Origin of the sequence: Mycobacterium sp. UM_Kg27, assembly GCF_000972905.1 — a bacterium.
Taxonomy (GTDB): domain Bacteria; phylum Actinomycetota; class Actinomycetes; order Mycobacteriales; family Mycobacteriaceae; genus Mycobacterium.
On sequence record NZ_JRMM01000014.1, the window covers coordinates 15864 to 40718 of the forward strand.

The 24855-nt window shown below is 66.8% G+C and carries 26 protein-coding genes and 1 pseudogene; 18 read left to right on the top strand and 9 right to left on the bottom strand.

Going from position 1 to position 24855, the window contains the following annotated elements; translation table 11 throughout:
• Positions 1 to 125 precede the first annotated feature (125 nt).
• Positions 126 to 779 carry a TetR/AcrR family transcriptional regulator gene (locus LI94_RS04145; RefSeq protein ID WP_024440842.1) on the top strand — a complete coding sequence of 218 codons (654 nt, stop codon included), beginning with the start codon at positions 126 to 128 and terminating at the stop codon, positions 777 to 779.
• Here LI94_RS04145 and LI94_RS04150 read toward each other — a convergent pair.
• Positions 776 to 1519 (bottom strand): enoyl-CoA hydratase/isomerase family protein, encoded by a 744-nt coding sequence (locus LI94_RS04150; RefSeq protein WP_046300382.1) that lies wholly within the window; start codon positions 1517 to 1519, stop codon positions 776 to 778. The genes LI94_RS04145 and LI94_RS04150 overlap by 4 nt on opposite strands.
• 57 nt (positions 1520 to 1576) lie before the next feature.
• Between LI94_RS04150 and LI94_RS04155 the strand changes: the two genes are divergently transcribed.
• The 12 genes from LI94_RS04155 (at position 1577) to LI94_RS04205 (ending at position 11438) form a co-directional block, all read left to right on the top strand.
• Complete coding sequence (locus LI94_RS04155) at positions 1577 to 3175, top strand: AMP-binding protein (protein ID WP_046300383.1); 1599 nt, start codon at positions 1577 to 1579, stop codon at positions 3173 to 3175.
• A gap of 35 nt (positions 3176 to 3210) precedes the next feature.
• The gene (locus tag LI94_RS04160) at positions 3211 to 4401 is read left to right on the top strand and encodes an amidohydrolase family protein (protein WP_024441866.1); all 1191 of its coding nucleotides are present in this window, start codon (positions 3211 to 3213) and stop codon (positions 4399 to 4401) included.
• A 2-nt stretch (positions 4402 to 4403) separates the two neighbouring features.
• Positions 4404 to 5867 (top strand): FadD3 family acyl-CoA ligase, encoded by a 1464-nt coding sequence (locus tag LI94_RS04165; RefSeq protein ID WP_082105649.1) that lies wholly within the window; start codon positions 4404 to 4406, stop codon positions 5865 to 5867.
• 6 nt (positions 5868 to 5873) lie between these two features.
• A complete protein-coding gene (locus tag LI94_RS22090; protein ID WP_081654518.1) occupies positions 5874 to 6056 on the top strand; it encodes a (2Fe-2S)-binding protein in 183 nt (60 codons plus the stop codon).
• Between the two features lie 39 nt (positions 6057 to 6095).
• Entirely contained in the window at positions 6096 to 6710 is a 615-nt protein-coding gene (locus tag LI94_RS04170; RefSeq protein WP_024441864.1) for a TetR/AcrR family transcriptional regulator, read from the top strand.
• A gap of 79 nt (positions 6711 to 6789) precedes the next feature.
• A complete protein-coding gene (locus LI94_RS04175; protein WP_036457602.1) occupies positions 6790 to 7488 on the top strand; it encodes a hypothetical protein in 699 nt (232 codons plus the stop codon).
• Positions 7489 to 7623: 135 nt separating this feature from the next.
• Complete coding sequence (locus LI94_RS04180) at positions 7624 to 9141, top strand: MorD protein (RefSeq protein WP_231384097.1); 1518 nt, start codon at positions 7624 to 7626, stop codon at positions 9139 to 9141.
• A gap of 22 nt (positions 9142 to 9163) precedes the next feature.
• Entirely contained in the window at positions 9164 to 9958 is a 795-nt protein-coding gene (locus LI94_RS04185; RefSeq protein WP_024441861.1) for a CbbQ/NirQ/NorQ/GpvN family protein, read from the top strand.
• 16 nt (positions 9959 to 9974) lie between these two features.
• Positions 9975 to 10103, top strand: coding sequence for a hypothetical protein (locus tag LI94_RS24930; RefSeq protein WP_024441860.1), 129 nt, complete (start codon positions 9975 to 9977; stop codon positions 10101 to 10103).
• Complete coding sequence (locus tag LI94_RS04195; RefSeq protein WP_024441859.1) at positions 10100 to 10801, top strand: hypothetical protein; 702 nt, start codon at positions 10100 to 10102, stop codon at positions 10799 to 10801. The genes LI94_RS24930 and LI94_RS04195 overlap by 4 nt, the downstream gene beginning before the upstream one ends.
• 15 nt (positions 10802 to 10816) lie before the next feature.
• Entirely contained in the window at positions 10817 to 11200 is a 384-nt protein-coding gene (locus LI94_RS04200; RefSeq protein ID WP_024441858.1) for a hypothetical protein, read from the top strand.
• On the top strand, positions 11184 to 11438 hold the full coding sequence (locus LI94_RS04205) for a hypothetical protein (RefSeq protein WP_152664747.1): 255 nt from the start codon (positions 11184 to 11186) through the stop codon (positions 11436 to 11438). The genes LI94_RS04200 and LI94_RS04205 overlap by 17 nt, the downstream gene beginning before the upstream one ends.
• A gap of 215 nt (positions 11439 to 11653) precedes the next feature.
• Here the strand turns inward: LI94_RS04205 and LI94_RS04210 are convergent, their stop codons facing one another.
• The 7 genes and pseudogenes from LI94_RS04210 to LI94_RS04240 all read right to left on the bottom strand — a co-directional run bounded on the left by LI94_RS04210 (position 11654) and on the right by LI94_RS04240 (position 19458).
• Complete coding sequence (locus LI94_RS04210; protein WP_024441856.1) at positions 11654 to 12475, bottom strand: mycofactocin-coupled SDR family oxidoreductase; 822 nt, start codon at positions 12473 to 12475, stop codon at positions 11654 to 11656.
• A 22-nt stretch (positions 12476 to 12497) separates the two neighbouring features.
• Complete coding sequence (locus tag LI94_RS04215) at positions 12498 to 14051, bottom strand: class I adenylate-forming enzyme family protein (protein ID WP_024441855.1); 1554 nt, start codon at positions 14049 to 14051, stop codon at positions 12498 to 12500.
• Positions 14044 to 15563, bottom strand: a pseudogene (locus LI94_RS04220) (class I adenylate-forming enzyme family protein). Before LI94_RS04220 ends, LI94_RS04215 begins: the two are co-directional and overlap by 8 nt.
• Entirely contained in the window at positions 15553 to 17022 is a 1470-nt protein-coding gene (locus LI94_RS04225) for an AMP-binding protein (protein ID WP_046300384.1), read from the bottom strand. The pseudogene LI94_RS04220 and the gene LI94_RS04225 overlap by 11 nt, the downstream one beginning before the upstream one ends.
• On the bottom strand, positions 17022 to 17816 hold the full coding sequence (locus LI94_RS04230; RefSeq protein WP_024441853.1) for an enoyl-CoA hydratase/isomerase family protein: 795 nt from the start codon (positions 17814 to 17816) through the stop codon (positions 17022 to 17024). Before LI94_RS04230 ends, LI94_RS04225 begins: the two co-directional genes overlap by 1 nt.
• Positions 17807 to 18613 carry an enoyl-CoA hydratase/isomerase family protein gene (locus LI94_RS04235; RefSeq protein WP_024441852.1) on the bottom strand — a complete coding sequence of 269 codons (807 nt, stop codon included), beginning with the start codon at positions 18611 to 18613 and terminating at the stop codon, positions 17807 to 17809. The genes LI94_RS04230 and LI94_RS04235 overlap by 10 nt, the downstream gene beginning before the upstream one ends.
• Positions 18614 to 18630: 17 nt before the next feature.
• A complete protein-coding gene (locus LI94_RS04240; protein WP_046300401.1) occupies positions 18631 to 19458 on the bottom strand; it encodes an enoyl-CoA hydratase-related protein in 828 nt (275 codons plus the stop codon).
• A gap of 80 nt (positions 19459 to 19538) precedes the next feature.
• On the opposite strand from LI94_RS04240, the gene LI94_RS04245 reads away from it, so the two are divergent.
• The 3 genes from LI94_RS04245 (at position 19539) to LI94_RS04255 (ending at position 22356) form a co-directional block, all read left to right on the top strand.
• Positions 19539 to 20231, top strand: a complete 693-nt coding sequence (locus LI94_RS04245; protein WP_046300385.1) for a hypothetical protein — start codon at positions 19539 to 19541, stop codon at positions 20229 to 20231.
• Positions 20228 to 21115, top strand: a complete 888-nt coding sequence (locus tag LI94_RS04250; RefSeq protein WP_046300386.1) for an enoyl-CoA hydratase/isomerase family protein — start codon at positions 20228 to 20230, stop codon at positions 21113 to 21115. The genes LI94_RS04245 and LI94_RS04250 overlap by 4 nt, the downstream gene beginning before the upstream one ends.
• 65 nt (positions 21116 to 21180) lie before the next feature.
• Positions 21181 to 22356, top strand: a complete 1176-nt coding sequence (locus tag LI94_RS04255) for a thiolase family protein (protein ID WP_046300387.1) — start codon at positions 21181 to 21183, stop codon at positions 22354 to 22356.
• Here the strand turns inward: LI94_RS04255 and LI94_RS04260 are convergent.
• Entirely contained in the window at positions 22353 to 23099 is a 747-nt protein-coding gene (locus tag LI94_RS04260; protein ID WP_046300388.1) for a TetR family transcriptional regulator, read from the bottom strand. The genes LI94_RS04255 and LI94_RS04260 overlap by 4 nt on opposite strands.
• Positions 23100 to 23265: 166 nt before the next feature.
• On the opposite strand from LI94_RS04260, the gene LI94_RS04265 reads away from it, so the two are divergent.
• Both LI94_RS04265 and LI94_RS04270 read left to right on the top strand, forming a co-directional pair.
• Positions 23266 to 24027 carry a crotonase/enoyl-CoA hydratase family protein gene (locus tag LI94_RS04265; protein WP_046300389.1) on the top strand — a complete coding sequence of 254 codons (762 nt, stop codon included), beginning with the start codon at positions 23266 to 23268 and terminating at the stop codon, positions 24025 to 24027.
• Between the two features lie 15 nt (positions 24028 to 24042).
• Positions 24043 to 24849: an SDR family oxidoreductase gene (locus tag LI94_RS04270; protein ID WP_046300390.1), complete on the top strand. Its 807-nt coding sequence runs from the start codon at positions 24043 to 24045 to the stop codon at positions 24847 to 24849.
• The last annotated feature ends 6 nt before the right edge of the window (positions 24850 to 24855 follow it).

Consider the following 24855-nt stretch of genomic DNA (forward strand, 5'->3'; position numbering starts at 1 on the left):
CAGAACGGGCTGACAGATGCTGTGCACCTGCTTAGCATGGGCGGGGTTGGGGGTCAAGGGTTGCGGCGCCACTACGATGGCCGCCGAAGGTGTAAAGGTGACGACAACGATGCGGAGCGACCTGTATGCCCGAATCGGCTAAGGGACAGCGCAGAATTGGTGCCCCGGACGCGAAGAACCGGACCCTGTTGCTCGACGCCGCGGAAGAGCTGCTGCTGACCGACGGCGCCGGTGCGGTCAGTTCCCGTCGCGTTGCTGAGCGGGCGGGCCTCAAGCATCAGCTCGTGCACTATTACTTCCGCACCATGGATGACCTGTTCCTGGCGATCTTCCGCCGGCGTGGCGATCAGGGATTGGCCGAACAGGCGGCGGTGCTGGCGTCGCCGAAGCCGCTCTGGGCGCTGTGGCGATTCAACACCGATCCGGCATGGACGGCGTTGACCATGCAGTTCATTACCGTGGCCAACGAGCGCGAGGCCTTGCGGGCCGAGATCGCCAATTACGCCGAGCGGCTGCGCGCCGAACAGATCCAGGCGGTGTCCGGGCTGTTCGCCCGGTACGGCGTCGACGACGCGGAGTTCCCGCCGACGGTACTGATGGTCCTCATGACCAGCGCCTCGCGGATGCTGATCATCGAGCAGGAGGCGCTGGGCATGACCCTCGGCCATCCCGAGACCATCGAGTTCGTCGAGCGCTGGCTGCACCGGCTCGAGGGCGACCCGCCACCGTCCGCGCCGCTTTCGGGCGTCGCGCTGGTGTCGGGGCCCGTCGAGCATTAGCGCTGCTTCCTGCCTTGTTGGAGGCGATCCGCGGCCTCCCAGTGCTCGTCGGCGACCCACAACCGGGCGAACGCCGCCACCGCCTCGTCCGCCGAGGCGCCACCGAGCACCCGTTTGATCTCACCGGCCGACGGGTTGGCCAATGACCGGGCCAAGGCGCGCCATTCGGCGTCGAACGACTCCCGGGGAACCACCCGGTTGATCAGGCCGATGCGTTCGGCCGCCGAAGCGTCCAGCATGGTTCCGGTGCCGGCCAGCAGCAGCGCCTGACTGTGTCCGACCAATCTGCCCAGCCGCTCGGCGCCACCCCAGGCCGGCATGATCGCCAGGGACACCTGATTGAACGCGATCTTGATGTCGGCGGCCGCGATCCGGATGTCGGCGGCGACCGCAACTTCGGCGCCACCGCCCAACGCGTGGCCGTTCAGGGCAGCAATCACCGGTGCCGGGAAGGCGGCGATCCGATCGCACAGGGTGCGCATCCGCCAGGCCATGTCCGATGCCTCGGCCTCGGTGCGCAGCGCGGCGAGCTGCTTGAGGTCGCCGCCGGAGACGAAGGCGCGGTCGCCGCCGCCGGTGATCACCAGGGCCTGCGCGCCGGCGACCTTGTCCAGTGCCCGGTCGAGTTGCGCCATGGTCTCCGGGGCGATGGCGTTGCGGGCCTCGGGCCGGTCGATGGTGATGATGGCCAGGCCGTCATCCAGTTGTACGCCCAGTTCGTCCGGACGGTCCTGACCCATGGCTCTCCACTCAAGATATTGGCATTCTCAAAAACGGAGAATAGCATCACGGGCGAGATGCGAAAGATTCCTGCCGACCTGGTTCGGCGCTACGAAGAGCAGGGATGGTGGACCCGCGAAACACTCGGTGACCTGCTCGCCGCCGGGCTGGCAGCGAGCGCGGAAACCGGGTTCGAGGTGCACTCGGCGGTGCGGCCGTGGCGGGGGAGTTTCGCCGACGTGGAACTGGTTGCCCGCCGACTGGCGGCGGGCCTGCGGGCGCGCGGCGTGGGTCCGGGTGACGTGGTGGCCCTGCAGTTGCCCAACTGGATGGAGGCGGCCGCGGCGTTCTGGGCGGCGGCGTTTCTGGGCGCGATCGTGGTGCCCGTCGTGCACTTCTACGGTCCGCGGGAACTGGGTTTCATCCTGACCGCCAGCCGGCCGCGGGTGTTCATCACCGCCGAGCGATTCGGGCGGATGAGTTTTCGTCCCGAGTTGTGCGCCGACGTCCCGATCGTCGGGGTGGTGGGCGGGAACAGTGCGAGCGTGGTGGGTCAGAACAGTGCGAGCGTGGTGGGTCAGAACTTCGAAGACCTGCTCGCCGACGAGCCGATGGCGGGCACCCTGGACGCCGATCCCGCGGCGCCGGCCTTGATCGCATTCACCTCCGGGACCACCCGCGAGCCCAAGGGCGTGATCCACAGTCATCAGACCCTGTGTTGCGAGACCCGCCAGCTGCTCGCCAACTACCCCAAGGACCGCGGCCGGCAGCTGACCGCCACCCCGGTCGGACACTTCATCGGAATGGTGGGAGCGTTTCTCATCCCGGTGTTGGAGGGGGCGCCGATCGATCTCGCCGACGTCTGGGATCCCGCCCAGGTGCTGGCGTTGATGGCCGAACAGGGGGTGTCGATCGGCGGCGGACCGCCGTACTTCGTCACCAGCCTGCTCGACCACCCGGACTTCACCGACACCCACCTGCAGCACATCCGCCACGTCGGCCTGGGCGGGTCGACGGTGCCGGGCGCGGTCACCCGGCGACTTGCCGACTTGGGCATCTTCGTCTTCCGCTCCTACGGCAGCACCGAGCATCCGTCGATCACGGGTTCACGTCCCAGTGCGCCCGAGGACAAGCGGCTGTTCACCGATGGCGATGCCCGGCCCGGTGTGGAGGTGCGGTTGGCCCCCGACGGCGAAATTCTGAGCCGGGGACCCGACTTGTGCCTGGGCTACACCGATGACGCGTTGACCGCGGCGGCTTTCGACGCCGACGGGTGGTACCACACCGGGGACATCGGGGTGCTCGACGCCGACGGGTATCTGACCATCACCGACCGCAAAGCCGACGTGATCATCCGTGGCGGCGAGAACATCAGCGCGGTGGAGGTCGAGGACGTCCTGCTGACGATGCCTGAGGTGGCCGAGGCGGTGGTGGTCGCGGCGCCGGATCCCCGGTTGGGGGAGCGGGCGGTCGCGGTCCTGCGCCTCAAGCCGGGGTGCGAGCTGCCGGCCATGGCGCAGGTGCGGGAGCACTTCGAACGGATGGGCGTCGCGCGACAGAAGTGGCCCGAGGAATTGCAGGAGGTCGCGGACTTCCCGCGCACGCCCAGCGGCAAGGTGCAGAAATACCTGGTCCGCAAGCAGCTCGCCGAGGGTGTTGCAACGACACCTTCATGAGAATAAGATTCTCATGAACCGAAAAGGAGCATTTCATGGGTCAACTGTCACATCGCGTGGACGTCCCGTTCCCCTTGTTCGATGCGGATAACCACCTGTACGAGCCGCCCGAAGCGCTGACCAAGTACCTGCCCAAGGAGTACAAGGACGTCGTCCAGTACGTCGAGGTCAACGGGCGCACCAAGATCGCCATCCGCGGCCAGATCAGCAACTACATCCCTAACCCCACCTTCTCGGTGGTCGCCAAGCCCGGCGCCTGGGAGGAGTACTTCAAGTACGGCAACCCCGACGGCAAGAGCAAGCGGGAACTGTTCGGCGAGCCGATGAAGTCCATCCCGGCGTTCTTCGAGCCCGCCCCGCGGCTGGAGCTGATGGACGAGCTGGGTATCGACCGTTCGCTGATGTTTCCGACGCTGGCCAGCCTCATCGAGGAACGACTGCGTGACGACCCGGTCACTATCCACGTGATCATCCACGCGCTGAACCAGTGGCTGGACGAAGTCTGGGGCTTCAACTACCAGAACCGCATCTTCACCACGCCGGTCATCACCCTCCCGATCGTCGAGAAGGCCATCGAGGAACTGGAGTGGGTGGTCAAGCGCGGCGCCCGCGCGATTCTGATCCGCCCGGCTCCGGTGCCCGGCTTCCGCGGCCCGCGTTCGTTCGCGCTGCCCGAGTTCGACCCGTTCTGGGAGAAGTGCGTCGAATACGACGTCTTCATCGGAATGCACTCGTCGGACAGCGGCTACTCCCGCTACACCTCCGAGTGGGACGGTGCGGTGGAAGAGATGCTGCCCTTCCAGACCAACGCCATGGGCATCCTCAACGAGTGGCGTCCGATCCAGGATGCGGTGGCATCGTGGGTCATTCACGGCGCGCTGTTCCGTCACCCGAAGCTGAAGGTCGGCATCGTGGAAGCCGGCTCCAAGTGGATGTTCCCGCTGTTGGATTCCATGGCCGAGGTCTACCGGAAGGCGCCCGAGGCGTTCCTCGGAAACCCGATGGAGGAGATCAAGAACCGGATTTACGTCAGCCCGTTCTACGAGGAGGGCATCGACGACCTGATCAACCTGGTCGGTGTGGACCAGGTGCTCTACGGATCGGACTGGCCGCACCCGGAGGGCCTGGCCGAGCCGACCCACTACATCACCGCGCTGTCGCATCTGCCCATCGAGGACCAGGCCAAGATCATGGGCGGCAACCTCGGTCGGCTCGTCACCGTCTAGGGGTGCCACGCTGGGAGACCATCCCCGAGATGGTCCTAAGTGTCGGCGATCGCTTCGGGGATGCCGAGGCGATCGCCGACGGCCCGGTGCGGTTGAGCTTCGCTGAGCTGGCCGATCGGGTCCTTTGCGCGGCAGGAGCATTCGCAGCGGCGGGTGTCGCCAAGGGCGACCGGGTGGCGATCTGGGCGCCGAATTCGGGGGACTGGATCATCGCCGCATTCGGGCTGCTGACCGCCGGCGGTGTCTTGGTTCCGGTCAACACCCGGTTCAAACCCAAGGAGGCCGAGGACATCATCCGCCGCAGCGGCGCCAAGCTCGTTCTGGTGGAGAAGGGCTTTCTCGGACTGGATTTCAGTGCCCCGCCCGGTGTTCCGGTGATCGACCTGGGATCGGATTTCTTGAGCAGCGGTTCGCCGCTGCAACGCAGCGTTGAGGGCGGCGACATCGCCGACATCATCTTCACCTCGGGTACCACCGGCCGGCCCAAAGGGGTGATGATGACCCATCAGCAGAACCTGCGGCTCTATGCCGAATGGTGCGATCTGGCCGACCTGCGCGAGGGCGACCGGTACCTGATGGTCAACCCCTACTTCCACACGTTCGGCTACAAGGCGGGCTGCATCGCCGCGTGCATCCGGGGCGCCACCATGGTGCCGGTGCGGGTCTTCGATGTCGGCACGGTGCTGAAACTGATTGAATCCGAGCGCATCACCATGCTTCCGGGTCCGCCCACGCTCTATCAGTCACTGCTGGACGCGCGCGGGCCTCGCGACCTGTCGACGCTGCGTGCTGCGGTCACCGGCGCTGCGGACATCCCGGTGGACCTGGTCCGCCGGATCCGCAATGAGCTGCCGTTCCGATCCATCATGACCGGCTACGGGCTCACCGAAGCCGGCACTGTGACGGCCTCCCGGCGCGGCGACTCGTTCGAGGACATCGCGACCACGGCCGGACAGGCCTGTGAGGACATCGAGGTATGCATCGCCGCCGACGGCGAAGTCCTGGTGCGTGGCTACAACGTGATGGTCGGCTACCTCGACGACCCGGATGCGACCGCCGAAGCGATCGACGCGCACGGCTGGTTGCACACCGGGGACGTCGGCACGCTCGATGCCGCCGGCCGATTGCGCATCGTTGGCCGCAAGAAAGACATGTTCATCGTCGGCGGCTTCAACGCCTATCCCGCCGAGATCGAGGGCTTCCTGCTGGAGCATCCGGGGGTCTCCCAGGTTGCGGTGATCGGCGTGCCGGATTCGCGAATGGGACAGGTGGGCAAGGCGTTTGTGGTGAGAAGTGCCGCGGACACACCGCTCTCCGAGACGGAATTGATCGCCTGGAGCCGCGACCGAATGGCCGGGTTCAAGGTACCGCGCTCGGTGTGTTTCGTCGACACGCTGCCGCTGAATGCGACGGGCAAGGTGGACAAAGTGCGGCTGGCGGCGAAGGCCCTCGAGGCCGGGCCCTGAGGCGCCGTGTACGTCTGCCTGTGCGCCGGGGTGACCAGTCAGCAGGTCATCGACGCGGCGCGAGCCGGCGCCACGACCACTAAGCAGGTCGGCGAGCGTACCGGGGCCGGGACGGTGTGTGGACGCTGCCGAAATAACATCCGGGCGCTGATCGCGACGACTCTGCGGGAATCCACAACGCTGACTTGAGTCATCTAGTACGCGCCGGTGCAGTGAGGCGCTACTGTCGTGGCTGTGGCGGACAAGCCGGAGAAGATGACGGCGCGCGACGCCCGGCGGCTGCAGACGCGTGAGCGGCTGCTGGGTGCGGCGACCGCCGAGTTCAAGCGGACGGGGATGGCTCAAGCCGACGTCGGCGCCATCGTTGCCGCCGCCGGCGTCGCGCACGGCACATTCTTCTTTCACTTCCCCACCAAGGAGCACGTGCTGCTGGAGTTGGAACGCCGGGAGGAAGAACGAATCACCAAGCAGTTCGAGAAGTTCCTCGGCGGACACCAAGCGCTTTCGGACATCTTGGGCGAGTCCGCGCGCCTGATCATCGATCTGGAGCGACGCCTGGGCGATCCGCTGTTCACCGAATTCTTGGCGCTGCACTTCTCGCCGACCCGACCGCCTGCCGAAAATGGCGAGCATCACCCGCTGATCGAGTTGATCGCCGAGCGTATCGAGGCGGCGCGGGAGTGCGGCGAGATCGACGACGACGTCGTCGCGATGAACAGCGCGGTGTTCTTCCTGCTCGGCCTCTACGCCCTGCTCATCACGACCCATGACTGGCCATCTCGTCCGGAATTGGTCGCGGACTACGTGACCAGGACCTTGCGCGGCCTGGGCGCCACGCGCTGACCCCCTCAAAAATCATTGACTTGAGTCAGTGAGTTCCTTACTGTCGTAGGCGTTGCTTGAACGGCGAGGGGGGCGGTCATTGCCTACTGCACCGCAGCAATTGCGTGACGGCCTCGGGTTCGATGAGCACCTGGAGCTCTCGCGGGCCGCCCAGCGTCGAGCTGACCGCTGGATGATCTGTGGCGGCATGCTCATCGGTACGGCGGCGGCCGGTGTCTTCGGCCTCCCGCTGTTTCTGCGCGGAATCTGGTTGCAGCGCAAGGCTCAACACGACGGACTGGCCGTTCGGCCCATGCTGGTGACGCTGCTGGGCTATCTGGTCATCATCGACGCCGCGATCAATGCGGTGGGATGGGCGCTGGACATGGTGGCCAACCACACGCTGCTGGCCCGTGTCCTGCTCAACGGCTGGGGCGCGATGTTCGACGCCGGCTACTTCTGGCATTACAACGAGCTGTGGATCGGCGGGGCCGCCGGCCCGGGCGAGAAAGGCTGGGAGATCGGGCTGATCTTCACCGTCTTCACCATGCGAATCGCCGCCGCGATCGGATTTCTGCAGATGAAGCGGTGGGGTCATCAGTGGATGGTGGTGACCTGCTGGATGGGCGTGCTCATCTGGATCGGTTACGTGTTCAACATGACCATGTACGCCGATGTGCGCTACGCCGGTGTGGTGTTCCCGGTGATCGGCTGGTGGCTCTACGACATCTTCTACATCACACCGTTTTTGGCGATCCCGTATCTGCACACCGTCAACCGGGAGATCTTCTCCGACTGATCAACGATAGGAAATTCTGATGGCCTGGCTCTGGGAGATTCTGCGCTACGTCGCCGCGTGGGGCGGGACGTGTTTGATCATCGCATTCTGGTACTGGATGTTCTCCAGCATCGGAACCTTCTGACCGAGCCGGGCGTGGACCCCCTGGCGCTGGAGACCAGCTGCGCGCTCACGGCAGTCGCCTTGAGCGACCGACGCCGCGACGGCGCACGGTTGATGACCGGCGCCGAAAGAAGTTTCAGCCTGAGTGCGAATCTTTCCACCGTCTACGTGCCCCATCCCCCTCATTCCTCAGGGCAGGGCTGGACCAGACGAACGCTGACCTGCGGAGTGGCGCTGCAATGCGCACCCTCCAAGGAGCGGCTCGCACAGTACCGTTTGGCCGACCTCTCATCGCGGGAGCTTTCGGCCCTGACGTTCGTCGAGGCGCAGGTGGCCCTCGGTTGGGTCGTCGGGCGCTGGCCCGGCCTGGTGGCCGAGCTGCGGCGGGTGCTGCCAGATCTCGATCCCGCCGATCCCGAGACGCCGGCCGTCGAGATGTTCGATCGGGCGAGCGCCTTGGCACGCTCCCGGCAGCCATTGCCCGGGCATCCGCTCACCGGGACACTGCCGGTGGGCTGGACCGAGCCGGGACGGTTGGCCTCCTCGGTTCGCCGGCTCGGCCGCATGCCTTGGTCCAGCAACCAAAAGCGGCGCCCACGCCCATATTCGGTACCGGTGGGTGGGGACGGGGGAGTTCGCAACACCACCATGCCGCCGCCGAGCCGGCCCGAAGACGACGATCGCTTTCTCGGTCGCGACCGGCGACCAGGCGTCCCGTACCCGGAGTGGAGTATGCACACCGGCACCCTGTTGCCAGACCACGTCGCGGTGGTGGAACGCGACCGGCGCTCATCGTCAGGCGAGCCGTCCCCGGTGGCGGTCGATCTGCGGAAGTGGTTTCAACAACACACCGTCCGTGCCATGACCAACCGGCTCGCCGACGGATCCGATCTCGACGTCGACGCCTACGTCAACCACCGCCTCGACGTGCTGGCCGGGGCGGCGGGCGAGCCGCGGATCTTCCGGGAGCTGCTGCCGGCAGGCCGGGACGTGACCACCGCGGTGCTGCTCGATGCGAGTTCCTCGCTTGGAGTGCACGGTGGCCGACTGTTCGGACTGGAGCTGGCCTGCGCGGACGCGCTCTCGGCGGCGATGACGAGCACGCGTCAGCGCCACGGCATCTTCGCGTTCACCGGTAACACCCGCCACCACGTGGAAGTGCACTGCCTCAAGGACTTCGACGACCGCAAGTTCGTGGCCCCGAGCGGTTCGGGACTGCTGACCGGCGGCTACACCCGGCTGGGCGCCCCGCTGCGCCATCTGACCAACCGGCTGCTGGCGCAGCCGTCCGAACGGCGGCTACTCCTCATGATCGGCGACGGGCTGATGTCCGACGAGGGCTACGAAGGCCGATATGCCTGGGCCGATGTCGCACACGCCGTCGAGGAAGCCGACCAAGCCGGTGTATGCGTGTACTACCTCGGCGTCGGGCCCGTGCGGGTCGATCCACTCCCGGAGGTTTTCGGACCGCGCCGCTCCCAACGGATTCGGCGGGTCGCGGAGCTACCGCGCGTACTGGCCCACGTACACCGCGAACTGACCGCAGCATGACCGACCAGGTGCGAGGAGCCCGATGAGCAGCGATGTCTACTTCGCCAACGGCAACGAAGTGCAGTTGTTCGAGAAGGCGTACCGGCGCCGCATACCGGTGATGCTCACCGGCCCGACCGGCTGCGGTAAGACCCGGCTCGTCGAGCATATGGGCTCGCTGCTGGGCCGGCCGGTGATCACCATCAGTTGCCATGACGACCTGACCAGTTCGGACCTGGTGGGTCGCTTCCTGGTGGCCGGCGGCGACGTGGTGTGGACCGACGGGCCGCTGACCAAAGCGGTAAGGTCCGGGGCGATCTGCTACCTCGACGAAGTTGTGGAGGCGCGGCATGACTCGCTGGCGGTGCTGCACTCGCTGACCGATCACCGTCGCACCCTGTACCTCGACCGTGCGGGGGAAAACATCACGGCCCCAGACACCTTCATGCTGGTGTGCTCCTACAATCCGGCCTACCGCAGCTCACTCAAGGAGCTGAAGCCGTCCTTCCGGCAACGGTTCGCCACGCTACCCATGCACTACCTGGCGCCCGATCTCGAAGCGCAGGTGATCGTCGCCGAAACCGGTATCGAACCGCAGATCGCTGATCGCCTGGTGCAGTGCGCCACCGCCCTGCGCACCGCAGACCAGGCGCTGCACTTCGAACCGCCGTCGACCCGCACCCTGGTCAACGCCGCGCAACTGGTGGCCGCCGGCGCGAGCGAGCCCGAGGCCGCCGAAGCGTGCATCCTGGCCCCGCTGACCACCGACGGCGGAATTCACGACGGCTTGCGTGAAGTGGCCGCCAGCGTGCTCACCACTCAGACCGAGCGCCCCTAAGAAAGGAAGTCGCGAAGTGGACCAGCAAGAACGCAATCGCAAGCGAGCGCTGATCGTCTTTCAGATCTTCATCTACGGCTATTTGGCGATCATGTTCGGCATCCAGCTGTATATGTCGTTCGCCCGAGGCTGGTGGCAGTTATGAGCCCGACGCCGCCCGGTTCGACGACGGATTTCGCCGGGATCGAGGAGCACGAGACCCAATCTCGTGCCGCCCAGCGGCGGGCGGACCGCTGGATGATCGCAGGCGCGGCGCTGATGGGAATGTGGGTGCCGGGCATCATCGGGCTGCCGATCTTCTTGCGCGGTGCCCTGCTGCAACGACAAGCACTGCACGCCGGTCTGGCCGTGCGGCCGATGATAGTCACCCTGATCGGATACCTGGTGTTGATCGACGGGGCGCTGAACAGCCTCGGGTGGGCGCTGGATCTCGTCGCCAACCACACCCTGATCAACCGGGTACTGATGGTCGGTTGGGGCGGCATGTTCGATGCCGGCTACTTCTGGCACTACAACGAGCTGTGGATCGGCGGCTCCGCCGGCCCGGGTGAGAAATCCATGGTGTTCGGCATGATCCTGACGGTATTCGCGATGCGCTGCGCCGCCGCGATCGGGTTTTTGCAGATGAAGCGCTGGGGCCATCAGTGGATGGTGGTGACCTGCTGGATGGGCGTGCTCATCTGGATTCTCTACGTGTTCAACATGACCATGTATGCCGATGTGCGTTACGCGGGAGTGGTGTTCCCGGTGATCGGCTGGTGGCTCTACGACATCTTCTACATCACACCGTTTTTGGCGATCCCGTACCTGCACACCGTGAACCGGGAGATCTTTTCCGACTGACAAAGGAGTCCCACGATGGAAACCTCTGCCCCCGAAGCGCTACCGCCGGGCACCACCCCGTACTACGCGCGGATGCACAAGTGGATCAAGCGCGCCACCTTGGTGTGTCTGGTGGCGCTGGTCATCGAGGGCGCGTTCACCTTGCCCTTCATGGCGGTGTACTACGGCTACCCCACGTTGAGCCTGACCCAGATCTGCAGCGAGCTGCTGAAGACCCGGTTCTCCGACGACACGCTGGAGTGCAAGTATCCCTACCCGCCACTCGGCCCGCCGGAGGGAGCGGCCGGAAAGGCCAGTGCGCAGGACGAGTGGGGCATTCAACCCGTGCCCAAGTACCACCGGCTCGGCTTCCGCGAGCTGGTGCGCCTGCACCATGAGCGGATTGCGCAGGCGCACTGACGCATATCTAGCGCCGGCCGGGTCCTGCCGGGCCGGGGCCGACCGGGCCGGGCCCAACCGGTCCCGGGCCAGCCGGGCCGACGCCGGCGGGGCCGACAACGCCGCCGGGCCCGACGGGACCCCCGACACCGACGCCGGCCGGTCCGACAGGTCCGATGAACGGGTGTGGGTTTACGCCGCCGGGCTCGCACTGATCTGTCTCGGTGTTGAAGTACATGCCGTAGCCGCAGCCGTCTAGCGGGTCAGCTCGGCTGCCGGCCGGTAAGGCGAGTCCGATCAGCGCCAGGGACGTCACAGCAAGCGCGACTAGGGGCGTGGTGGCGCGATCCCGCAGTGGGCTCATGGCCGTCCTCATTTCTGTTGTCGTCGTCGCCGCGCTGCTGACGGTGTCAGGCGCTCAACCATAGCCGGGTGAAATCGGATCCAGTGTTGATCGCCAGAATATGGTCTCGCTCAGTACTGTGTGCAGCCCTGGTCCACCGGAATCGCGGCGGCGGTGACCAGGTGCGAGTCGGTACTGGCCAGCCAGCACACGGTGCCGGCGATGTCTTCCGGTTCGGCCACCCAGGTGGGCAGGAAGGGCGTGAGCATCTGCGACAGCTGAGGATTGGTCTCCATCGCCTGACCCAGCGCGCTGACCATGTCGCCGGTGCCCATATCGGTGTTGACCGGGCCGGGGTGCACGCTGTTGACGCGAATCGCGTGCTTGCCCAACTCGGCGGCAAAGGCTCGGGCCATTCCGGTGACGGCGTGCTTGCTGGCCGTGTAGTGCACCATGAACGGCTGCATCTTGATGCCGGCGGCCGAACTGATCAAGATGATCGAGCCGCCGCGCTTCCCGGCGATGATGTGCGGGGCACCGGCCATCACGGTATTCCAGGTGCCGGTCACATTGATGTCCATGACGTCGCGAAAGTTCTCCGGGGAGATCGCATCCCAGGCCTGTGGGGCAGCAACGCCGGCGTTGGCGACGATGATGTCGAGGCGTCCGAGTTGGGCCACCCCATCAGCGACTGCCTCACGCAGGCCGTCGTAGTCACGGGTGTCGACTATCGAGGACACCATGCGCTGCCCGGTGGCCTGTACCAGTCGGACGGTTTCGGCCAGATCCTCCGGGCTTGCCGGGTTGTAGGGTACGCAGTCGGGCAGCTTCCCGGCCACGTCCACCGCGATGATGTCGGCACCCTCGCCGGCCATCCGTACCGCATGGGCGCGTCCCTGTCCCCGTGCCGCACCGGTGACGAATGCCACCTTGTCGGCCAATCGGCCCGTCATATCCGTTCCCTCCGTAGTAGGTTCACGCCGGGTCGGCGTGGACTGGGCTTGCCAGCATGTCTCGCACTCGTCGTTTGTCTGCTTTGCCGGTCGGCCCATGCGGGATGGCATCGGCTGCGGGCACCACCAGCCACACCGTCGGTACCTTGAACGAGCTCACCAGATCACGACACCGGTCGCGCAGTCCTTCGACGGTCAGCCCATCGCCGGCGACCATCGCTCCCACGCGGTTCCGTTCACCGTCGGGCACGCTGGTGACGACCGCGGTCGCGACGCCGGAGATGCTGCGCAGCGCCTTCTCGACTTCGCTCGGATAGACCGTGGCGCCGCTGACTTTGAACATGTCGTCGGATCTGCCGTGGTAGAACAGGAACCCGTCGGGATCGAGGCGGCCCAGGTCGCCAGTCGGGTAGAAGCCGTCGACGGTAAAGACCTCTTCTCGAGAGCGCCCCCAGATGCCCCGCAACGTGTGCGGCCCGCGCAGCTGGATCATCCCGACCCGATCGGCGGGTACCGGAACGCCGGTGTCGGCGTCGACGACCCGAACCTCCATGCCCGCGAAGGGTTTACCGCAGCTGCCCCACGCTGAACGCGGCAGGTCGGTGTCGGCGGGATAACCGCAATACGGGCCGAACGTCTCGGTCATTCCGAACAGATTGGCCCGCGCGCCGGGCTCGGCGCGCAATGCCGGCGGCAGCAATGCCTCCAGGCTGCCGGGCCGCAAGGCCGACAGGTCGGCATCAGTGGCGTGCTGTGCCAGTGCCGCGGCCTGGTCCGGCCATCCCCGAAACAGGGTGACCCGCTGGGATTCCAGCAGGCCCAAGGTGGTCTCGGGTTTCGGGATCTCCTCGGTGATCAGGGCCGCTCCGGCCAAAAGTGCCGAGAGCACCCCGCCGCCGAAGCCACCGACCCAGAAGAACGGCATCGGCAGATACAAGCGGGTGTCCGGTCCGATGCAGCGGGCCGCCAGCCCGGATCCGACTGCGCCCAAGGCGCTGCCGTGCGAATGCAGCACCCCCTTGGGCGGCCCGCTGCTGCCGGAGGTGAAGATGATCGTCATCGGGTCGGCGGGAACCACGGTCGCAGCCAAGGCGTCGACGATCTTGCGGGGTCCCGGCCCGGCGGTGGCTGATGCCAGAGCCTGCGTGGACCAGACATGCTGCAGCGCAGGAAGATCCTCTGTGGGGAGCGATTCCGCGGGTACATGGTCCAGGTAGCGGCGGTCCCGGAACTCTTCGACGCTGATCAGGATCTGCACGGCCGCGATCCGCAACTGAGCCCGCAGTTCCGGTGGGGTCAACAGTGTGCTCAGCGGCACCAGCACCGCCCCGATCCGGGTGACCGCGACCGCGATGCGAACCCAGTCGACCCGGTTGGGCATGATCAGTCCCACCCGAGTACCTTTGCCGACCCCGGCCTGCACGAGGACCGCCGCCAGCTCCCGCGACGACGTGTCGAGGTCGCCGTAGCTGAGCCGGCCGATCGGATCGATCACCATCGGTGTGCTCGGGTTGGCGGCTGCCCGCGACCGCACCACGGCGTCGACGGTGAGTGCCCGCGGCGTGGACTCAGGCATCGAACACCTCGGCCAACCGGCGCAGATCGACCTTTCCGCTGGACAGCAGGGGGATCTGTTCGGCGCCGACGGTGGTCATTCTGCGCGGCACCTTGTAGCTCGAAAGTTGTTCAGAGAGAAGCCGGCGCAACGCGTCGAGGTCGGCATCGTCGGTGCCGCGCACGATCACCGCGGCCACCACCTGCCGCGTTCGGGATCGGGGACGCCGACCACATATGCGACCGATCCGCCGGTGACCCTGGCAATGGCCTGTTCCACTTCCGCGGGCGAGACGTTGACCCCGGCGGTCTTGATCAACCTGTCCCGCCTGCCCAGGAAGTAGTAGAAGCCATCGGTGTCGGTGCGGACCATATCTCCGGTGTGGAACCAGCCGTCGGCGTCGAAGCATTCCTCGCGGCTGCGCTTGTGGTAGCGCTGCATCAGGTAGCGGCCGCGGACCCACAGTTCTCCGTCCTCGACACGGCACTCGAACCCCGGCGCGGGCTTTCCAAAGCTGCCGCGGCGGTGTTCGGGTTGATCGGTGGTATCGGCACTGAGCAGCACGGGTCCGCCGGTCTCAGTCATCCCGAGCATGCTGTGTCGCAGCTCGGGGTCGGCGGGGCGGGCGTCCGGCGCCATGATCGGGTACAGGTTGCCGCGGCGCAGTGTGGACAGGTCGCGGCGGCCAAGGCTGGGGTGGTGGCTCAGGGCCGCGATTCCGGTGATGAACCCATTGGCCATTGTGGGCTTTTCGGCCTCCAGGAGATCCAGTGTGTCCGCCGGGTCGGTGGCGTTGGAGCACAGCAGTGTCGATCCGGCCAGCACGCTGGACAGCAGTGAGAAGGCCAGGCCGCCGATCCAGAAGAAGGGCGAGTTGCTGAACAGAATGTCGCTCGCCGTCAGTCCACGCAGCGCATTCAGGTCGCGTTGTTGGCCGAGCAGCCCTGCGTGGGTGTGTATCACGCCCTTGGGTGCGCCGGTGGAGCCCGAGGTGTAGACGATGCACAGCGGATCGCCGGGGTCGACCTCGTCCTCCAGGGCTGCGAGCTGGCCGAGTCCGGCGCCGCTGTGCCCCGGGGTCGCGGTGCCGAACACCACCCGGCGCAGCTGAGGTGCGTGCACGCTGAACAGCGGTGCGGTGCTGTGCAGGTCGACGTCGGCCAGCGCTTCGGTCAGCCGCTGCCGGTAGTCGTGTGATCGATAGTTGTCGGCGGTGAGAAGGATGCGTACGTCGCTGTGTGCCAGTTGATGACGCAACTCCGGAACCGTTGCGAAGGTGGTGAACGGAACCACCACCGCGCCGATGCGTGCCGCGGCGAGCATGCCCACCACGAAGGCAGCGCCGTTGGGGTACAGCAATCCGACATGAGTGCCTCGACCCGCCCCGAGTTCGATCAACTCAAGGGCCAGCTGCGCCGAGCGCCGCTCGGCTTCGGCGTAGCTGATCCGCTCGCTGTCGCAGATCAGCAGGGGGTGGGCACCGCGGGTCCGCGTTTGGGTGCGCAGGATCTGCGGCAGGGTTTCAGCGAGCATGGTTGCTCGCCAGGCCGATCAGGTCCCGAACCGCACCCAGGTCGGCTTTGCCCGACGGTGTGCGCGGGATGACGTCGACGATCGCGATCTCGGTGGGAATTTCATATCCGGCCAGCCGGCCGCGCAGAAATTCGGTCAGCGTCGCGGCGTCGGTGACGGCACCTGAGCGCAGCTCGACCGCCGCCACCGGCGTCTGTCCGAGACGCTCGTCGGCGCGGCCCACGACGGCGGCGCCTTGGACCGCCGGGTGGGCCTCCAGCGCTACCCGCACATCGTCGGGCAACACCTTGAATCCGCCACGGATGATGGCCTGATCCGCCCGGCCCAGGATCCACAGGAAGCCGTCGGCATCGATACGAGCCAAGTCGGTGGTGCGCATCCAATCCGCGGTGGGCCCCAGCTGGCCAGGCTTGACCTCGAGCAACCCGGGCTGATCGGCGCCGAGTTCGGCGCCGGTGTCGTCGACCACGCGCAGTTGCGCGCCGAGGCTGGCGCGCCCGACGCTGCCGCGTTTGTCCTGCCAGAACTTCTGGTAGTCGGTCAGCGTCCAGCCGGCCACGCCGCCACCGAATTCGGTTGCCGCGTAAGAGGTCAGAACCGGGATGCCGAACTTGGCGGTGAACGCGTCGGCGTCGTCGGCGGACAGTGGGGCAGTGCCCGAGGTGACCGCACGGATGCCGGCCAGATCCTCGCGGGTCAGGTCCGAATGCAGCACCGTGCGCAACGCGGCCGGCACCAACGAGACCGCGCGCGGCTGGCAGGTTCGTACTGCTTCGGCCCAGCGGTGCAGCTCGAATCGCTCCAACAGGACAAAGGATCGTGCCTCGGCGATGCACTGCAATACCCGGTACACGCCGCCGATGTGCACCAGTGGCGAGTTGACGATCGCGATGCCGCGGCGCAACTGCGTCGGTGTCGGGGCATGCTCGGGGTCGGGGCCGATCACGCTGTGCGCCAGCATGTCGTAGCGCAGGTCGACGCGCTTGGGCGGCCCGGTGGTTCCGCTGGTGAGCATCCACACCGCCACGCCGGGGCGCCCGGGGCCGGAGTTGGGCTCGCTGGCCACGGTGATCTGCGGGTTGGCGGTGAGATCGGAGACCGTCACCAGCGTGGTGCGCGGTGTCGCGGTGACCAGGGCGGCCAGATCATCGGCCTGCCCGATGATCACCGGCAGTTCCAGCGCATCGATTTCGCTGCGGGTGCGGTCGTCGCCGCGGGACGGATTGATCACCACCACGCAGCCCCCGGCCAGCAACACCCCGAGCAGTGCGGCTACCTGTGGGGGCCGGTTGCGCAGCAGGATCCCGACTCGTGCACCGGCCGGCGTCAGTTCCGCGATGCGCTGCGTCAGGGCTCCGAGTTGCGACCAGGAATACCAGCGGCCGTCGTACTGCAATGCCGGTTCCTCGGGTGCCAGATCGAGCACCGCGGCGATGCGCCGGCTCAATGGATGTGCCATCAGCGGATCCGCGGCGGGGCGGCGGGGTGCGGCGGTAGCGCCTCGAGTTCGGCCTGGCCCAGCGGGTTGCCCAGCCTGGTGTAGATCAGGCCCTGATCCAGGGCGGCGCGGTACGGCTTGTCCAGGGATTCCCAGATGGCCTTCACCGTGCCCTGGGTGGCCGACGGCGGCTTGGCCGCAATCGTGGCGGCAATCTCGTGTGCTCGATCCCAAAGCTGTTCTCGAGTCACGACTTCCGTCACCATGCCGATGCGCAACGCGGTGTCGGCGCTGACCCGCTCATCGTTGCCCATCAGCGCGATCCGCAGGGTTTCGCCCAGCCCGATTCGGCGCATCAGCCCGATCGGCTCCAGCGCGCAGACGAGTCCGGCGGAGACGTGGGAGTCGAAGAAGGTGGCCTCGTCCGAGCAGATCACCACGTCGGCCTCGTTGAGGAAGTAGAACGCGCCCGCCGTACACATGCCCTGGACGGCGCAGATGACCGGTTTGAACATCTTCTGCCACTTGGGGCTCAGCAACTCGCCGGGATCTTCGTGGTTCCAGACGTTGTCGGGCTGGCCGTAGGAGGACTTGATGTCCAGGCCGGCGCTGAATGCTCGGTCACCCGTGGCACGCAGCACGACGGCGTTGACCTCGGTATCGAATTTGACGATCCGCCATGCCGCTGCCACCTCCTGGCACATGGTGCGGTCGAACGCGTTGAGCCGGTCCGGCCGGTTCAACGTGATGGTGGCGACGCGTGCGGCGCGATCGAAGTCGAGCAGGATGGTGGTGAACTCAGTGCTCATCGGCACTGCCAATCCGGTGTGCGCTTCTCGACGAAGGCTCGGGGTCCCTCCAGGGAGTCCTCGGTGTGCAGGTTGCGTTCCCGGAATGACTCGGCGAGCATCTCCGCCTCGTGCAGCGGCAGGTCCAAGCCCTTGAGGATCGCCAGCCGAGTTCCGCGTACCGCCAGCGGTGCGTTGGAGTTCAGCACATCGGCGATCTCGTGTGCGCGGGTCAGCAATCGGTCGTGCTCCACCACTTCGCTGATCATGCCGAGGTCGTAGGCGCGTTGCGCGTCCATGCGCTCATGCTTGCCCATCATGGCCATCCGCAGCGCGATGGAGCGGGGCAGTACTCGGGCCAACCGCACCACTTCGCGCCCGGCGACCAGGCCGATCGAGACATGCGGGTCGAAGAACGTCGCGCGGTCCGAGGCGATCACGATGTCACAGGTGGTCACCCAGTCCAGCCCTGCGCCGCAACAGATCCCATTGATGGCCGCCAGCACCGGTTTGGCCATCGTCCGGAACGGGGGAGTGCCCTCTTGCGGCGCCTCCCATTGGTCGTAGGTGGAAAGATACGGCCGTTCATTGATCACCTTGCCGTCGCCGGGGATCTCCTTCACGTCGGCGCCGGTGCAGAACGCCCGCCCGTTGCCGGTGACGATGACCACCCACACCGCGTCGTCGCTCTCGGCCTGCGCATAGGCGGTCCGCAGTTCGGTGACCATGTGCGGGCTGAGCGCATTGAGCGCCTCAGGACGGTTCAGCGTGATGGTGGCGGTGTGCCCGCGTACGTCGTAGTCGATGGTGTCGAATGTCGGCATTGCCGTCTCTTTCCTTCTCATCGGCCGGTGAAGTCAGGCGGTCGACGCTGCGCAAAGGCGGCGAGGCCCTCTTTGAAATCTCCCGTACGGCAGCTGAGTTCAAGATTGAACAGCTCCTGGGTCAACGCCTGCGGCAGCGTTGCCTGCTGCCCGTAATGCAGCGCCTGTTTGGCCAGGCCGATCGCGACCGTGGGTCCCTGCGCCAAGGTGGTCAACAGCTCTTCGGTGGCGCGGTCGACGTCTGCCGGCGCCACCGCCTGGTGGATCAGTCCCCAGTCCTGTGCGGATGCGCCGCTGACCTGTTCGCCGAGCAGCAACATGCGTCGGGCCCGAGCCAGTCCCACCAGACGGGGCAGCAGCCAGGTCGATCCCGAGTCGGGGCTGAAGCCGCGCGCCACGAACGGCTCCCAGAACACCGCGTCGGTGGCGGCCACCGTGAAGTCGGCGGCCAGCGCCAGATTGCAGCCCAGACCCACCGCCCAGCCTCGGACGCTGCACACCACCGGCAACTGGATGGTCTGCAGCAGTTCGATCACCCGGTGCGCGGCGTGCGGGACGCGGCGCACCAGATCGCCGGTGCGGGGACGCTGGCCGCCGGCATTGGTCGCGACCCAGTCGGCGCCCGCGCAGAAGTCATCGCCGGCACCCCGGATATGGATGGCGCGCAACGTGTCGTCGCTCGACGCCTCGGTCAGGGCCCGGACCAGTGCATCGGTCATCGGTGCGCTCAGGCAGTTCCGGCGATCCGGGCGCGCCAGGGTGAGCCGGAGCAGCGCGCCGTCACGCAGCGCCGTCACCGCGCCGTCGGGGGCGGAGTCGGACTCGGAGTCGGGGGATTCGGCCACGGTGGTGTCCACCTTTCAACGCTATATCGTGATAGCTACAGTAGGCTATACGATTAGCGCGATTCGGCGGAGAAAGGCCTATGTCGGACGGTTCGGGGAACTCTGTGGTCTCGACTGGCGATGCCGCCCGGTTCGGCGAACTGCCGCTGGCGCAGACCGTTGCGGTGGCCGGCGCGATGCGGCGCCTGACCGGGCTGCTGCTGGCCCTGGAAAACCCGCACCCGGCGGTGGACGACATGCTGACCCAGTTCGCTGACTGGGAGCGGCAACTTGCTGCTGTTGCCCCGGTGCAGGCCATGCCCCGCCTGGAATCGGCTGAGGGCCCGGACGGTCGCGTCTACCTGGCGCACGCATTCGATGTCGGATCGTTCAACCCCTGTTTCCCGGCGTATCGGTTCGACCACCTCGATAGCGAGAACGCTTCGGGGACAGTTACTTTCCCGCTGCCCTATGAAGGGCCTCCGGGCCTGGTGCACGGCGGTTTTCTCGGGGTGTTCTTCGACTGCGTAATCCAGCATCAGAGCTGTGCAGCGGGCGTGGCCGGACGTACCCGCTCACTGCTGGTCACCTACCGTCGCCCGACGCCGATCCTCACCGAGCTGGACTTCGACATCGTGCGTACCGAGGTTGAGCGGGGGATCGCCTCCACGGCGCGACTCCTTCACGACGGCGAGCTGCTGTGCACCGGCGAGGTCACCACCGCGGCGGCGCCGCCGGACAAATTGAGTGCCATTCGATTCGGCCGCAGACGAGATGAGGGGTCCCACCGATGAGCGCAGCCGAGACCACCGACGATCGCGTGCTCTTCGATGTCGACCCCGACGGGCGCATCGCGACCATCACGCTGAACAACCCCGGTCGGCGCAATTCCTACGATGCCGGCATGCGTGACGCGGTCGCCCGCTGTCTGGACCGGGTCGCCGAGGACGACGATCTGGTGGTGGTGCTGCTGCGCGGCAGCGAAGGAGTGTTCAGCACCGGGGCCGACATGAACAACGCCTACGGCTGGTACGGCGAGGGTGCGCAGACCGCGCAGCCTGCGGCCAAGGGCCGGCCGAGCCAGCGCCGCCGGCTCGCCGTGGACCGCAGATCCTTCGGCTTCTATCACAATTTGATGGGCTTTCCGAAGGTCACGGTGGGTGAGATCAGCGGGTATGCGCTCGGCGGTGGTTTCGAGATGGCGCTCATGACCGACATCTCGGTGATCGCCAGGGACACCAAGATCGGTATGCCCGCGACCCGGTTTCTGGGCCCGGCGCTGGGCAGCCTGCACCTGTTCTTTCATCGCCTCGGGCCCGTGCTGGCGCGGCGGCTGTTGTTGACCGGGGACATCGTCGAGGCCGCGACGGTCGAACATCTGGGGGTGTTCACCGAGACCTGCGACCCGGCGGCGGTGACCGCGCGAGCCCGGTACTGGGCGTGCAAGGCCGCGAAGATGCCCGCCGACGGCGTCGTCATCGCCAAGGAGGCGTTTCGGCTCGTCGAGCAGAGCCAGGCGTATCAGGGCGAAGAGGTGGCCAGCTATCTGTTTCATGCCTATGGCACCAACCTGCAGTTCGCTCCGGGCGAGTTCAACTTCGTCAAGACCCGGGCGCAGCACGGAACCAAGGAGGCGTTCCGGCTGCGCGACGAGCACTTCCACGTGCCGGAGCCGTGAGAATCGGCACGCGTGAAGCAGGCGAGTAGCTTTACAAAAACAGTGAATAATGTAAGGTCGGAAAAATGTCTACACCTGTCATCGTCGGCGCCGTTCGCACGGCTATCGGACGCTCGTTCAAGGGAACGCTGGTCAACACGCCCCCGGAGACGCTGATCACCACGGTGCTGCCCGAGGTGGTGCGCCGGGCCGGCATCGAGCCGACCGAGATCGACGACATCATCTTCGCCGAATCCCACTACGGTGGCGGCGATCTCGCTCGCTACGCGGCTGCTGCGTGCGGCATGGAGTCGGTTCCCGGCCAGTCGGTCAACCGGCATTGCGCCGGCAGCCTGACCGCGATCGGCAACGCGTCGGCGCAGATCGGTTCCGGCATGGAGCGGGTGCTGATCGCCGGCGGCGTGCAGTCGCTGTCGATGACGCCGCTGACGAACTGGCGCATCCCCGGCCCCGAGCTGAAGTTCGAGGAGCGCTGGATGCCCCCGACTCACCCGGAGACCCCGGACGCACCCACCCGCGACATGTCGATCACGGTGGGATGGAACACCGCGCAGGCGGCGGGCATCACCCGCGAGGAGATGGACGCCTGGGCCGCGCGGTCGCACCAGCGGGCGATCGCCGCGATCGACGCCGGAAAGTTCGTCGACGAGATCATCCCGCTGAAGGTCGAACTGCCCGACGGCTCGGTGACCGAGTTCAAGGTCGACGAGTTCCCGCGCCGCGAAACCACCGTGGAGAAGCTGGCGGGCCTGAAGGTGCTGCACCCCGAGATCGAGGGCTTCTCGATCACCGCCGGCAACAGCAGCGGCACCAACGACGCCGCGGCCGCGGTCGCCGTGGTCGACTCCGACTACGCCCGCGACAACGGCCTGACCGTCATGTGCACAGTCAAAGCCTGGGGCTCGGTCGGTGTCGCTCCCCGCGACACCGGGCTCGGCGGCGTCAAGGTGATCGGCAAGGTGCTCGAGCGGGCCGGGCTGTCCGTCGGCGACGTCGCGCTGTGGGAGATCAACGAGGCCTTCGCCTCGGTGCCGATCGCGGCATGCAAGGAATACGGCATCGACGAAGAGCTGGTGAACTTCTCCGGCAGCGGCTGTAGCCTCGGCCACCCCATCGCCGCATCCGGCGCCCGGATGGTGACCACGCTGCTCTACGAACTGAAGCGACGCGGCGGGGGCATCGGTGTGGCCGCCATGTGCGCCGGTGGAGGCCAGGGCGGCGCGGTGGTAATCGAGGTTTAGCGGGCTTTAGCCGGCGCGGCGCGGCGCCGCGCCGGCTTATTGTTCTGCTCGATCAGCCGCTCGGCATGATCCAGGATGCAGTTCAGGCCGTAAGCGAAGTTGGCATCGTCGGCCGCGCCGATTCGGTGGCCCTGCCGGGTGGTCTCTGCCAGCAGCGGGGTAACAGCCGGGTCGATGACCAGGGCTTCCTCGAAATCGGAGGGCCCCTCGGCATCCGATGCCCGGTTCTTTTCGTAGAGGCGCTGCAGCACCACCGACCCGCGGATATGCACCGAGACCGTTGAATAGGTGTCGAAGGCGTCCTGCGGCGACAGGCCGGCCTCCACCAGGCTGGCGATCGCGCGCTCCACTTCCTGCACGCCGAGCTGTGCGGCCCGCGGGCTCAGTGCGGCCCGAATCAGGATGAGGTCGCAGAGGATCGGGTTGCCGAGAAACGTCGACCGCATGCTGTGCGCGTGATTGCTCAACGTCTGACGCCAGTCCTTGGCCTCCACGTACGGGGTGGCGAACGTGTACTGGCGCAGGGCGCGGGTGGTCATGGCATTGAGGAGGTCATCCTTCTTGCGGAAGTACCAGTAGATGCTCGTCACGCCGACGCCGAGATGCTTGCCGAGCAACGGCATGCTCAGGTTGTCGACCCCGATCTGTTCGGCGAGCTCGAAGGCGCCGTCGATGATGTCATCGGGGTTGATCGATCCGCGTTCGCGCCGTTGCCGTTTCTCGGCGACTGGCTGCTTTGCCACTGCGGTTACCTCCAGTTCTGGTCGGCACGGCCGGATTCTTCGTCGTTGAACCTAGCCGTCAAACCTACCTGTACCGCTCGCCTGCGCGGGGTAATGAGCTTCTCTTACCGTAAAGCCTATGGTAAGCATTTTGATATACCTTGTCACAACGCCTGAAGGGTGAGCCGTGTCAGAAGCGGTACTGCGCGAGCGTCGCGGACGGATTCTTGTCATCACGATCAACCGGCCGGAATCGCGCAACGCGGCCAACAAGGCGGTCGCCGAGGGTTTGGCCGCGGCCTGCGACGAACTCGACGACACTGGAGAACTGTCGGTCGGCGTGCTCACCGGAGCCGGCGGCAACTTCTGTGCGGGAATGGATCTCAAGGCGTTCGCGGCCGGGGAGCTGGCCTACGTCCCGGGGCGTGGGCTCGGCTTCACCGAGCGCCCGCCGCGCAAACCGCTCATCTCCGCGGTCGAAGGACACGCGGTGGCCGGTGGCACCGAACTGGTGCTGGCCACCGACCTGGTGGTGGCCGCCAAGGACGCGAAATTCGGCATCCCGGAGGTCAAGCGGGGCCTGGTGGCCGCCGGCGGTGGCCTGTTGCGGTTGCCACATCGCATTCCTTATCAGAAGGCGCTCGAATTGGCTTTGACCGGTGAGAGTTTCACCGCCGAACAGGGAGCCCAGTGGGGTTTCGTCAATGTGTTGACCGAACCGGGCGAAGCGCTGGACGGCGCCATCGCCTTGGCCGAGCGGATCACTGCCAACGGTCCGCTGGCCGTCGCGGTGACCAAGGAGATCATGGTGAAGTCCGCTGGCTGGAGCCAGGATGAGATCTGGCAGAAGCAGGGCGAATTGATCGCGCCGGTGTTCACCTCCCACGACGCCAGGGAGGGCGCCATCGCGTTCGCCGAGAAGCGCGCCCCGAACTGGACCGGCGCCTGACGCTGGGCTGCGGTCGTGGATCTGGGTCTGCGCAACGCGCGCGCCGTCGTCGTCGGTGGCGGCCGGGGGATGGGACTGGCCACCGCTCGTTGTTTGGTCGACGACGGGGCTCGGGTGGCCGTCATGGCACGCTCGACTGCCGACCTGGACCGTGCGTGCGACGACCTGAGGGAGCGCGGTAGTCCGGAGGCGATCGGAATAGTCGCCGACGCCTGTGACGAGCAGCGCGTGCAGGAGGCCTTCGCCGAACTCGGGAGCCGCTGGGACGGCGAACTCAACATCCTGATCAACGCGGCCGGTCCCGACGTGCAGGGCACCTTCGAAGATCTCACGGATGAACAGTGGCGCCGGGCGATCGACCAGGGTGCGATGGGGTTGGTGCATACCGTTCGGGCGGCGTTGCCGTTGCTGCGCAACGCCGAATGGGCCCGGATCGTCAACTTCTCGGCGCAGTCGACGCAGCGCCAGAGCGCGGTCCTGGTTGCCTACACCGCGGCCAAGGCGATGGTGAACAGCATCTCGAAGAACCTGGCCCTGCTGCTCGCGCCCGACGAGATTCTGGTCAACGTGGTCTCGCCCGGAAGCGTCGCCTCCGAAGCACTGGTCGGCTGGGCCCGCTCGGTCGGGGTGGACGATTCCGGCGGCGTGGACCCGTATCGGCTGATGGCGGCCATCGCCGAGCATTTCGGCCACCCGGCGCAACTGCCGCGGGCCGGCCTGCCGGACGAAGTGGGCGCGGTCGCAGCGTTCCTGGCCTCGCGCCGCAACGCCTACATGACCGGCGCCAACGTCAACGTCGACGGCGGCTCGGATTTCACCTGAAGGCGC